The 12,231-nt window shown below is 67.9% G+C and carries 9 protein-coding genes; 7 read left to right on the plus strand and 2 right to left on the minus strand.

Annotated elements, in window-relative coordinates; all coding sequences use genetic code 11:
• The first annotated feature begins 2 nt into the window (after nucleotides 1-2).
• From nuoL to NOW55_RS11915, 4 genes are all read left to right on the plus strand, one after another.
• On the plus strand, nucleotides 3-2,057 hold the full coding sequence (nuoL, locus tag NOW55_RS11900; protein WP_256400309.1) for an NADH-quinone oxidoreductase subunit L: 2,055 nt from the start codon (nucleotides 3-5) through the stop codon (nucleotides 2,055-2,057).
• Entirely contained in the window at nucleotides 2,057-3,619 is a 1,563-nt protein-coding gene (locus tag NOW55_RS11905) for a complex I subunit 4 family protein (protein WP_390292972.1), read from the plus strand. The genes nuoL and NOW55_RS11905 overlap by 1 nt, the downstream gene beginning before the upstream one ends.
• Nucleotides 3,620-3,840: 221 nt before the next feature.
• Nucleotides 3,841-5,295: an NADH-quinone oxidoreductase subunit N gene (locus tag NOW55_RS11910; protein ID WP_256400416.1), complete on the plus strand. Its 1,455-nt coding sequence runs from the start codon at nucleotides 3,841-3,843 to the stop codon at nucleotides 5,293-5,295.
• A 60-nt stretch (nucleotides 5,296-5,355) separates the two neighbouring features.
• Nucleotides 5,356-6,825, plus strand: a complete 1,470-nt coding sequence (locus NOW55_RS11915) for a DHH family phosphoesterase (protein WP_256400311.1) — start codon at nucleotides 5,356-5,358, stop codon at nucleotides 6,823-6,825.
• Between the two features lie 3 nt (nucleotides 6,826-6,828).
• Here the strand turns inward: NOW55_RS11915 and NOW55_RS11920 are convergent, their stop codons facing one another.
• Nucleotides 6,829-8,373, minus strand: coding sequence for an ABC transporter permease family protein (locus tag NOW55_RS11920; protein ID WP_256400312.1), 1,545 nt, complete (start codon nucleotides 8,371-8,373; stop codon nucleotides 6,829-6,831).
• A gap of 102 nt (nucleotides 8,374-8,475) precedes the next feature.
• Between NOW55_RS11920 and NOW55_RS11925 the strand changes: the two genes are divergently transcribed.
• Nucleotides 8,476-9,276: a CBS domain-containing protein gene (locus tag NOW55_RS11925; protein WP_256400313.1), complete on the plus strand. Its 801-nt coding sequence runs from the start codon at nucleotides 8,476-8,478 to the stop codon at nucleotides 9,274-9,276.
• A gap of 1 nt (nucleotide 9,277) precedes the next feature.
• Here NOW55_RS11925 and NOW55_RS11930 read toward each other — a convergent pair whose 3' ends face one another.
• A complete protein-coding gene (locus NOW55_RS11930) occupies nucleotides 9,278-10,267 on the minus strand; it encodes a DUF7351 domain-containing protein (RefSeq protein ID WP_256400314.1) in 990 nt (329 codons plus the stop codon).
• Between the two features lie 111 nt (nucleotides 10,268-10,378).
• Between NOW55_RS11930 and NOW55_RS11935 the strand changes: the two genes are divergently transcribed.
• Together NOW55_RS11935 and NOW55_RS11940 are read left to right on the plus strand one after the other, a co-directional pair.
• Nucleotides 10,379-11,416, plus strand: a complete 1,038-nt coding sequence (locus NOW55_RS11935) for an ABC transporter ATP-binding protein (RefSeq protein WP_256400315.1) — start codon at nucleotides 10,379-10,381, stop codon at nucleotides 11,414-11,416.
• Complete coding sequence (locus tag NOW55_RS11940) at nucleotides 11,413-12,225, plus strand: ABC transporter permease (protein ID WP_256400316.1); 813 nt, start codon at nucleotides 11,413-11,415, stop codon at nucleotides 12,223-12,225. Before NOW55_RS11935 ends, NOW55_RS11940 begins: the two co-directional genes overlap by 4 nt.
• The last annotated feature ends 6 nt before the right edge of the window (nucleotides 12,226-12,231 follow it).

Genomic DNA, 12,231 nt, shown 5'->3' on the forward strand with positions numbered 1-12,231 from the left:
CGATGGCAGGAGAACTCGCATTCGAGCTCGCGCCCGCGATCGTGGCGCTCCCGTTCGCGTCGTTCCTCGTCGCGCTCGCCCTCGGCAACTACATGCCGAAGAAGGGGGCGTCGGCCGGTATCGCCGCGACGGGCGGTTCGCTGGTGCTCTCGCTGTTCGCGCTCGTGACTGTGTACGGCGGCGCAGCGCACCACCAGGACCTGTTCACGTGGTCCGGCGCCGAGGAGGTGCCGCTTCACTTCGGCATCCTCATCGACCCGCTGTCGGCGATGATGCTCGTCATCGTGTCGCTCATCGCCTTCCTCGTCCACGTGTTCAGTCTCGGCTACATGAACGACGAGGGCGAGACGGGACTGCCCCGCTACTACTCCGAACTGGGGCTGTTCACGTTCTCGATGCTCGCGTTCGTCATGGCGGACAACCTGCTGATGGCGTTCATGTTCTTCGAGCTGGTCGGGCTCTGCTCGTACCTGCTCATCGGCTTCTGGTTCCGTCAGGACGGCCCGCCGTCGGCGGCGAAGAAGGCGTTCCTGGTCACCCGCTTCGGTGACTACTTCTTCCTCATCGGCGTCGTCGGCATCGTCGCGACGTTCGGGACGGCCCGCTTCGTCGGGACCGAGGGACAGGAGTCCTTCCCCGTCCTCGCCCAGCAGGCGCTCGACGGCACGGCCGGTGCCGCGACGACGTTCCTCGGGTTCGGTCCCCAGGCGTGGTTCGGTATCCTCGGCCTGCTCGTCCTCGGTGGCGTCGTCGGCAAGTCCGCGCAGTTCCCGCTGCACACGTGGCTGCCGGACGCGATGGAGGGCCCGACGCCCGTCTCCGCCCTCATCCACGCGGCGACGATGGTCGCGGCCGGCGTGTACCTCGTCGCCCGGATGTACGGCTTCTACGCGCTGCTGCCCACCGTGCTCGCGGTCATCGCACTCACGGGCGGGTTCACCGCGCTCTTCGCGGCGACGATGGGCGTCGTCAAGCGGGAGATCAAGCAGGTGCTCGCGTACTCCACCATCTCCCAGTACGGGTACATGATGCTCGCGCTGGGCGGCGGTGGCTACGTCGCGGCGACCTTCCACCTGATGACCCACGCCTTCTTCAAGGCGCTGCTGTTCCTCGGTGCGGGGTCGGTCATCATCGCGATGCACCACAACGAGGACATGTGGGACATGGGCGGCCTCAAGGACAAGATGCCCGTGACCTACGCGACGTTCCTCGCCGGGTCGCTCGCACTCGCTGGCATCGTCCCGTTCGCGGGCTTCTGGTCCAAGGACGAGGCGCTCTACGAGACGCTCGTCCACGGTCTCGGCACGAGCGGCATGGTCGGCAACATGTTCCTCGCCGCCTACGCCATGGGCCTGCTCGCGGTGCTGTTCACCGGTTTCTACACCTTCCGGATGGTGTTCCTCACCTTCCACGGCGAGCCGCGGTCCGACACGGCTCGTGACCCCCACGGGGTCCGCTGGAACGTGAAGGTCCCGCTCGTCGTCCTCGGCGTGCTGGCCACCGTGGCCGGCTTCGTCAACGCCGTCCCGCTCGGCATCGAGGAGCTGCACCACTTCCTCGACAAGGGCGAGGAGGCACAGAACGAGGCCATCCACCTGCTGTCGGCGCACCACTACACCGGCAGCGAGAACGGGCTGCTCCACGAGTACGCCCACATCACGGCGGCGGACTTCCCGGTGTTCATCGCGGCCGGTGCGTCGCTGGCGCTCGCCGTCATCGGCGTCGGCGTCGCGTTCATGCTCTACACGGGTGAACCCGCAGAGCACACCGACAAGCTCGGGCCGCTGAAGACGCTCTGGTACAACAACTACTACCAGGACGAGTACCAGGTCTGGCTGGCCTCGGGACTGACGCTGCCCCTCGCGAAGGTGGCCGACCGGTTCGACCAGGGCATCGTCGACGGCGTCGTCAACGGCGTCGGTCGCACGAGTCTCACCGGTGGCTCGTACGTAAAGCGGATCCAGACCGGTGTCGTCACCAACTACGCCGCGCTGCTCGCGCTGGGCCTCGTCGCCCTGCTGCTCATCGTCGGCGTCACAGGAGGGTGGTTCGCATGATGAATGGAACGATAGAGGCGCTCATCGCAGTCACGCTGGTCGGATCGCTCGTCGTCATGGCTGGCTCCGACCGCTACGCGGCGAAGCTGGCGACGGCCTTCAGCCTGATTCCCCTCGTCGGGAGTCTGGGCATGTGGGCCACGTACGACGCAACAGGCAACGCGCTGCTCGGTGGCGACACCGCCTTCACGAGCCGGGAGACCTGGCTCGCGCTCGGTCCGCTGCCGGACATCGAGTGGTTCGTCGGCGTCGACGGCATCAGCATGCCGCTCGTCGTCCTGACGACCGTGCTCGTCACGCTCGCACTCGTGAGTGCGTGGACGCCCATCGACGAACGGCAGTCGCAGTTCTACGGGCTCGTGCTGTTCCTCGAGGCCGGGCTGCTCGGCGTCTTCACGGCGCTCGACTTCTTCGTCTGGTTCGTGTTCTGGGAGGCCGTCCTCGTCCCGATGTACATCCTCATCGGTGTCTGGGGTGGCCCGCGCCGGAAGTACGCGGCCATCAAGATGTTCGTCTACACCAACGTCGCCTCGCTGGTGATGTTCGTCGGCTACACCGCGCTCGTCTTCGGGCTCGGTGACGCCGTCTCGACGTTCGCGCTGCCGGAGACCGCACAGGCGCTCGTCGTCGACAACGTCCAGCCCGACGAGCTGGCGTTCGTCGGCGGCGAGACGCTGAAGGTCGCCGCGTTCGCGGCGCTCTTTGCAGGCTTCGCGGTGAAGGTCCCGGTCGTCCCGGTCCACACCTGGCTGCCGGACGCCCACGTCGAGGCACCGACGCCTGTGTCGGTGCTCCTGGCGGGTGTCCTGCTGAAGATGGGGACCTACGCGCTGCTGCGGTTCAACTTCACGATGCTGCCGGACGTCGCACGTGCGAACATCCTCATCATCGCCGCGTTCGCCGTCGTCTCCATCATCTACGGCGCGATGCTCGCGCTGGCACAGACGGACCTCAAGCGCATCGTCGCGTACTCCTCCGTCTCCTCGATGGGCTACGTCATCCTCGGACTCGCCGCCTACACGCTGTACGGCGTCGGCGGCGCGACGTTCCAGATGATCTCCCACGGCCTCATCTCGGGGCTGATGTTCATGGCGGTCGGCGTCATCTACAACACGACCCACACGCGCATGGTGACCGACATGTCCGGCATGGCGTCGAAGATGCCGTACACGGTCGGCATCTTCATCGCCGGCGCGTTCGGCTACATGGGCCTCCCGCTCATGTCCGGCTTCGCCGCCGAGTTCTACGTGTTCCTCGGCGCGTTCCAGGCCGGCGCGTTCGACGTGCCGAACTACGACCTGCTGCCGGCGTTCACCGCGGTGGCGATGTTCGGCATCGTCATCGTCGCCGGCTATCTGCTGTTCGCGATGCAACGCACGCTGTTCGGCGAGTACCGCCTCGAGACCGACTACGAGGTCGGTCGCGCACCGCTGCACGACATCGCACCGCTCGCGGTGCTGCTCGTGCTGATCATCGCGCTCGGCTCGCAGCCGGACATCTTCTTCGAGATGATCCGTGAGGCGAGTGGGCCGGTCGCGGACCTCGTCGGGGGTGGTGCCTGATGGCGGACACGACCTGGCTCACGCTGGCTCCGGCGTTCCTGCTCGGCCTGACCGGGCTGCTCGTGCTGTACGTCGACAGCATCGGTCGGTCGACGAAGGGCCCCATCGCCGCGCTGACGCTGGTCGGCTCGCTCGCGGTGGCGGGCGTCGCCATCGCGCTGCCCGACGCGCTCGGGCTCGGGCCCGCAGGCTGGTCGTTCGTCAGCTTCACGCTGCTCGCGATGTTCGGGATCGCGCTGTTCGTCGACCCGGCCACCGGCAACCGCCGCCTCATCGCGGGGCTGTCGACGGCGGGCGCGCTCGGCGCGCTCGGCGTCGCCGCCGCGTACCTGTTCACCTTCAGCGGTGAGGCCGTCCACCCGTTCGGCGACGCGCTCGTCGTCGACGGCATGAGCCTCCTGTTCGCGGTCATCGTCGCCAGCGTCACGGCGATGGTGACCCTCGCGAGCTACAACTACCTCGCAGAGCACAGCTACCAGGCGGAGTACTACGCGCTGGTGCTCCTGGCAGCGACTGGGATGACGCTGATGGCGTCGGCCAACTCGCTCGTCACCGTGTTCGTGGCGCTCGAGCTCGCGTCGCTGCCGTCGTACGCACTCGTCGCGTTCCTGAAGGAGAACAAGGGTAGCGTCGAGGCGGGGCTGAAGTACTTCCTCGTCGGCGCGCTGTCCAGCGCCATCTTCGCTTACGGTGTCAGTCTGGTGTACGCCGCGACCGGCTCGCTCCAGCTGACGGCGGTGCAAGAGGCCATCACCGGCGACTTCACGGGCCTGCTCGGCATGGGCGTGGTGATGGTCGTCGGCGGTATCGCGTTCAAGACCGCCTCCGTCCCGTTCCACTTCTGGGCCCCGGAGGCGTACGAGGGCGCACCCGCTCCCATCAGCGCGTTCCTCTCGTCGGCGTCGAAGGCCGCCGGCTTCGTCATCGCCTTCCGCGTGTTCACCGAGGCGTTCCTGCGCGTCGGCAGCGGCGAGTTCCTCGTGCTCGGTGCGGACTGGGTGCTCGTCTTCCAGATTCTCGCGGTCGTCACGATGACGCTCGGCAACCTCGCCGCCGTCACACAGGACAAGGTCAAGCGGATGCTCGCGTACTCCTCCGTGGGGCACGCGGGCTACGTCCTGATGTCGCTGGCGGCGCTCTCGGGTGGCGGCGCGTCCGCCACCGCGAAGATCGAGGCCGGCCAGTTCGTGCTCGCCGGCGGGATGATGCACCTGTTCGTCTACGGGTTCATGAACACCGGGGCGTTCCTGTTCATCGCGCTGGCGGAGTACTGGGACGTCGGCCGCACCTTCGAGGACTTCACCGGCCTCGGCCGGCAGGCACCCGTCGCCTCCGTCGCGATGACGGTGTTCATGTTCTCGCTGGCCGGGCTGCCGCCGTTCGGTGGCTTCCTGAGCAAGTACCTGCTGTTCGGTGCGGCCGTCAACAGCGGGTTCGTCTGGCTGGCCGCCGTCGCCATCGTCAACAGCGCCGTGAGCCTCTACTACTACTCGAAGCTCGTCAAGGCGCTCTGGTTCGACGAGCGGCCGGCGGACAAGAAGCCGCTCGAGATCTCGAGTCGCCCGGTCGGGCTGTACGCGGCCGTCATCTTCGCTGCGGTCGTCACGACCGCGATGTACGGCGTGTTCGGTCCGGTCTCGGACGCGGCCGTCGAGGCCGCCGCGGCCCTGCTGTAGGCCGGCCGACTCCTCTTTCGTGTCGATACGTTTTAGCCCGCGGAGTGGAACCACCGCAGTATGGTAACCCGGCTCTTCCTCGGTTGCGGGGCCGTCGGCCAGCGGTTGCTGGAGGCCACCGAGGGCTGGACCGGGACGGAGCGGGTCGTCTGCGAGGCCGAGAGTCGCGTCACCACGCTCCGCGAGGAGGGTGTCGACGCGACGGTCGGCGACCCGAGCGACCCCGAGACGCTGGCCGCGCTGGACGACGCGGGCGTTGTCGTGGTCGCGAGCGACGACGCTCGACAGAACCAGCGCGTCGCCGTCGCCGCACGGCGGCGCTTCCCCGGTGCCTTTCTGCTGGCGTACGCGGGCCCCGAGGGTGATGCCGAGGCACTCCGGTCGGTCGCCGACCGCGTCGTGGACCCGACCGATGCTGTGGCGACCCGGGCGGTCGACCGGGTCTCGGGCGAGGCGGCCGAGGACTCTCTCCGGCTCCGGCAGGTGCTCGCGGAGATCGACGGCACGCTCGCGGTCGTGATGCACGACAACCCGGACCCGGACGCGATCGCGAGCGGCGTCGCCATGTGTCGGCTGGCCGAGGCCACGGGCACCGACGCGGAGGCGTGCTACTACGGAGAGATCTCCCATCAGGAGAACCGCGCGATGGTGAACCTGCTCGACCTGGACCTGCGGACGCTCGGCCCCGATGACGACATCGGGGAGTTCGGCGGTTTCGCGTTGGTCGACCACGCACGTCCCAGCGTCAACGACCAGCTGCCCGAGGAGCTCCACGTCGACATCGTCATCGACCACCACCCGCCACGCGGGCCGGTCCAGGGCCGCTATCAGGACCTCAGGACGGACGTGGGTTCGACAAGTACGCTGCTGACAGATCACTTCAGTCGGCTGGGCGTCCCGCTCGACGAGTCCACCGCGACCGCGCTCCTGTACGGCATCCAGGTCGACACGAACGAGTTCAGACGGGAGGCCTCGCGGCTGGACTTCGAGGCCGCGGCCCGGCTGCTCCCGTTCGTGGACGAGGCGGTGCTCGACCGCATCGAGTCGCCGAGCGTCGACGGTGAGACCCTGGATACGCTGGCCCGGGCGATCGAGAACCGCGAGGTGCGTGGTTCGGTGCTCGTCACCGGCGTCGGCTCCATCTCAGACCGGGACGCGCTCCCCCAGGCTGCGGACAAGCTGTTGACGATGGACGGCATCACCTGCACGCTGGTGTACGGCTTCATCGACGACACGACCTACGTCTCGTCACGTGCCCGCGGGACCGACGTGGACCTCGGGGAGACGCTCCGGGCCGCGTTCGACCAGATCGGCAGCGCGGGCGGGCACGCCGACATGGCCGGCGCGCAGATTCCAGTGACACAGGCCTTCGGCGAGTTCGACGGCGACGACGAACGCGACGAGGCCATCCGCGACGTCATCACCGACCGCTTCTTCGACGCGTGGTACGAACGGCCGCGGGACAGCCCCCTCGTGACCGAGCCGAAGCCGGGTGGCATCCCGCTGGAGCCGGACGACGGCGGCGATTGACCGTCACGCGGTCGGCTCGTACCGGCGGAGCCCCTCGCCGAGCAGGAACAGCGTGACCGCGGGGACGGCCAGGACGCCGAGCCAGCTCCAGAGCCGTGACTCCAGGGTGACGTCGGTCGTGTTCAGCCAGAGGTCGCCGAGTCCGTACCCGAGGAAGCTCAGCTCGGTGACGGTGAAGACGACGAGTGCCGCTCCGCTGATCGCCACCCCTGTCGCCGCCAGTACGGCGGTCTCGCCCCGCCCCTCAGTCGCCTCGCGTTCGAACCGTCGGGCGACGATGGGGGCCACGGCCAGGCCGCCGACACCACCGAACAGGAGCTGTGTCACCAGGCGGTCGGGCGACTCCAGGTAGATGAGCCAGGCGACGAAGAACACCGCGAAGGGGAGGTTCGCGACGGGGTCGAGCACCCGATTCAGGTGGCGAGGGAGCGACGTCCCTGTTGCGAGCAGGCCGAGTCCGACGCCGACGGCCGCCGCGACCAGGAACACGATGACGGCGGTGAGCGTGACGGCGGCGAGGGCGTCGAACAGCTGGTACGGTTGGACCGTCTGCTTGTTCGCCCATCGGTCCGGGCGGCTAGTGAGCTGTGACCCGACGAGGCCCACCACGGAGAGCAGGCCGAACAGCCCGAGGGCCGCCTGCGTGACTCGGCTGTGGCGGACCGCGGAGAGGAGTGGTGGCAGTACCGAGGTGGTGCCACCGTCTGCAGCGACGCTCCGTGTGGGGGTGGACGACGTGCTCTCCGGAAGGATGACCGCGAGGAGGACGTCTCTCACGAACGCACAGAACAACACCGGCGCGACCAACACGGAGGAGAGCAGCGTAAAGAGCGGGAAGTCACCCTGGACGAGCGCCTGGAACCAGAGGTAGAAGACGCCGTTCACCGCGAAGACGGTCTCGACCACCACGAGTGCACCGGGAATCCAGACGACGTACAGCCATCCGTCGAGCAGGACGTCGCGGACCATCGTCCTGACATCGGTTACGTCGTAGCGGCTCACGATGCGTGTGAGTCCGAGGCCCAGCGGAATCGCCAGTGTCGCACCCGGCACGAGCATCTCGGCGTACGTCCGAGGCATGATGTGGCTGCCAGGGTGTTTCGCGAAGTCGAGCGCGAAGAGACACCAGATGAACGTCGGGATGCCACCGAGGAGACTGAAGCCGGCCACGGCCCGTCGGCCCACGTCCACCTGTGACAGCACGACGAGCGGAACGGCGATCAGGAGGGCGAGCACCAGCGCGACGACCACGAGTTTCATCGTCCGCCCGGCGGACTGGCCGACGAGTTCCCATCCAGGCGCTCCCTGTTGGATCACCCAGGACTGACGGCCGTCGAGTGTGAGCGTCCGCACGAACGTCCCCCAGTACCCGGGTATCTGTGGCCCGACGCGGTCGTACATCGCGGGCGTGGAGTTCGGCCCGAGTATCGCGGCTGTCGCCCGGTCTCCCGAGAACAGCGCCATCGTCGCGGAGAACACGACCCACGACCACAGCGTGGTGACGAACGCGACACCGACCCCGACGATTCTATCGTCTATATCAGACATGAACTTACGCAATGCAATGTGCAATATAATTGTTGTGGAAGGGTGACGTGAACGCCGTCGCGAGGACGCAGGTTTTTGCCCACGGAACGGTTACCGGGTGCTATGGACGAGGAGTCGAGTGAGCACGGGAAACCCCGGGTCAGGGACTACATGACCCAGGACGTGGTGACGGTGTCGCCTGACGCGACGGTACGGGAGATCGCCGAGCGGATCGACGAGAGCAACGAGCACAGCGGGTTCCCCGTCTGTGAACGTCGTCGAGTCGAGGGGTTCGTGAGCGCCCGCGACCTGCTGCTTGCCGGCGACGACGAACCGATCTTCAAGGTGATGACGACGGACCTCATCGTCGCCCACCCGGAGATGAAGGTGACCGACGCCGCCCGGGTCATCCTCCGGTCGGGCATCCAGAAGCTACCAGTGGTCGACGACGCGGGCAACCTCGTCGGTATCATCTCGAACGCGGACGTCATCCGCAGCCAGATCGAGCGCGCGACGCCGGAGAAGGTCGGGAAGCTGCGACGCACGCTGGAGAACATCCACGGCGTGACGCTGGACCAGAAGCACAGCCGGGTCGAACTCGACCGGCTCATCCCCACCCAGAAGAAGGTGTACGCCGACGAGCTGGAGGGACGCCGCTACGAGCTGGAGCGCGGGCTGGCAGAGCCGCTGGTGGTCATCGACAACGACGGCACGCTGCTGCTCGCGGACGGCCACCACCGCGTCATGGCGGCGGAGCGCCTCGACATGACCGAGATGGACGCCTACGTCATCGTCGTGGCGGAGGCGCTGGAGCTGGGCATGGCCGAGACGGCGCGCAAGGAGGGGTTGGAGTCGCTGGCAGACGTGCAGGTCGTGGACTACGCGCGACACCCGCTGGTCGAGACGACGAAACGGCTCCAGTGAGTCAGCCGGTCGGGGCGAGCCGCTGGTCGACGACCTCGGTCGCGGCGTCGAGCGTGAGCACGAGTCTCTCGTCGGCGTCGTCGACGACGACCTCGACCTCGATTCGGACTGGATTCTCGGAGACGACGGTGCCGTTCGAGCCGGTGGCGTGTGGCATGTCGAGGTAGCTGGCGTCCATCTCGACGCCGTGGTCGTGGTAGTACGCGACGACGGCGGGGTGGTGGGCCACGCAGACCGACACGGGAAGCCAGAACCGCATTCCGCAGTCCTCGCAGGAGCACTCGGCGAGGACGGCGTCCTCGTCGGGGTTGTGCTCGTAGTCGGCCGCATCCGCACAGTCGTCATCGTCGCCGACGACCGTCCGGAGGTACTCCTCGCTCGGGACCGCCGGCGCGGTCACGGTGCTCCGCCCCCAGCAGTGGGGGCACGCACCCGCGCGGACCCGCTGGACCTGGTCGCGGGTCCGGGCGTTGGCGAGGTCCACGACGGTCGACAGCTCGCGACCCCTGACGGCGGCCGGTGGAAGCGTCGTCGTCAGTATCCGTCCGTGATCCGGACACAGCACCCTGAGGTAGCCGTGTTCGTAGACGGCGTCGAGCGAGTCGGCGCAGATCGGACACGTGTGGTCGAGTTCGGCCCGGCGCTCGACCTGTCCGGCGGTCTGGTCGAACGTCCCCGCCCGGAGCGCCCCGGCCAGTTCGAAGCCGGCGTTCGTGAGGACGTACTCGTCGCCGAACTGGCTGACGAACGAGCCGCGGAGCTGGTCGAGGTGGTAGTTGAACTGTCCCGTGTCTCGAACCCCGACCGCCTCGCGGAGCTCCGAGAATCGCAGCCCGTGTGGGAGCCAGGACTCCCGGCGCTGTTCGGCCAGCGCCTCGATGGTCGCGAGGCGGATCTCGTGGCCGAGCCGCTCGAAGGCGTCGGCCGGCGGCGCGGGCTCGTCCGGTGGCACTGGCCGGTCGCCGGGGTCGGACTCGTCGGACTCTCCCATGGTTCCGTACCCGTGTTGCCCACCCCAAAACGTTTCGACCAAACGTATACGATTTCCTACAGAAAGGTCCTTCTGAAAATCGTTAATGGGTGGGTTCCACAACGAAGAGCCATGAGCACGAACGCGTCCCACGAAAGACGGCGGGAGGGGACAGCGGCGGCCGACACCGACGGACCCGAGTCCACGCCTGCCATCGCCGTCGAGGGTCTGACGAAGGTGTACGGCGACGGCGAGGACGCGGTCCGGGCCGTCGACGCTGTCGACCTCACCATCGAACGCGGAACGACGGTCGGCATCCTCGGCCCGAACGGGGCGGGAAAGACGACGACGATCAAGTCGCTGCTCGGACTCGTCCTCCCCGACGCAGGCACCGTCGAGATCGCCGGTATCGACGCTCACGAACAGCCCCGAGCGGTGTACCGCCACGTCGGCGCGATGCTGGAGGGCGCACGAAACGTCTACTGGAAGCTCACGGTGCGGGAGAACCTCGAGTTCTTCGCCGCTCTCGGCGGGCAGTCCGTCGCCGGGACACGGGACCGCCACGACCGGCTGCTCGACGCCTTCGACCTCGCCGGGAAAGCCGACCAGCCGGTGAACGGCCTCTCTCGCGGCCAGAAGCAGAAGGTGTCGCTGGCCTGCACCCTCGCCAGGGGGACCGACGTGGTGTTCCTCGACGAGCCGACCCTCGGTCTCGACGTGGAGGCGTCGCTCGAACTCCGACGAGAGCTCCGTCGCCTCGCCGACGAGGAGGACATCACCATCGTCCTCTCCAGTCACGACATGGACGTCGTCGAGGACATCTGCGACCGCGTCGTCATCCTCTCCGAGGGGTCGGTCATCGCCGACGACTCGGTCGACGACCTCGTGCAGGTGTTCGAGACACAGGCCTACCGGGTCACGGTCGAGGGGACGGTCAGCGGGTCGACGCGCAGCCGGCTCCACCGGGAGTTCGATGCCGGTGACTGGACCGAGACCGGTGATCGGACCGGGTTCGACGTCACTCTCACCGACGGCGACGCCCTCTACGACGTGCTGGACGTCCTCCGGGACGCCGGGCTGAGTCTCGTCGACATCGACGGCCACGACCCCGACCTGGAGGAGGTCTTCCTGGAGGTCACCGGGCGTGCGGACGGAGGTGACGAGTCGTGAGCACCGTCACCGACACCGGGACCATCGACAGCGGGCTCCGCGGCTACCTCGGCTTCCTCCGGCAGTCCGCCCGGAAGCGCCTCGTGTTGCTGTGGCGCTACCCGGTCAACACGCTCTCGATGCTCGGGACCATCTTCCTCGTGTTCCTGGTGCTGTTCTTCGGCGGGCAGGCGCTCGCGCCGGCGGCGATGGAGGACACCACCGGGGGGCTCGTCGTCGGCTACCTGCTGTGGAGTCTGGCCATCTCGGCGTACTCCGGGCTCGCGTGGAACGTGACTCGCGAGGCGCAGTGGGGGACGCTCGAACAGCTGTTCATGTCGCCGTTCGGCTTCGGCCGAGTGATGCTCGGAAAGACGCTCACGAACCTCGCCGAGGCGTTCCTGTGGGGCACGGCCACGCTCGCGTTCATGCTGCTGGTCACCGGACAGTCACTCGCCCTCGATCCGCTGACGGTGCTTCCGCTCGGCGTACTGGCCATCCTCCCGGCGGTCGGCGTCGGCTTCGTCTTCGGCGGGCTGGCCATCCGCTTCAAGCGCATCGAGAACGCCTTCCAGCTGGTCCAGTTCCTGTTCATCGGGCTCATCTCCGCCCCCGTCGGGGAGTACCCGCTGCTCAAGTGGCTCCCGCTGGCGCAGGGCAGCTACCTCCTCCGGCGCGCGATGGAGGACGGCATCCCCCTCTGGAACCTGCCTGCCGACGAACTCGGGGTGCTCGTCCTCACCGCCGCCCTCTACCTCGGGCTCGGCTTCGCCGCGTTCACCTACTGTCAGCGGTGGGCACGTCGCGAGGGCGTGATGGGTCACTACTGACCCGCC

It is taken from the genome of Haloarchaeobius litoreus (genome assembly GCF_024495425.1).
GTDB classification, from domain to species: Archaea; Halobacteriota; Halobacteria; order Halobacteriales; family Natrialbaceae; genus Haloarchaeobius; species Haloarchaeobius litoreus.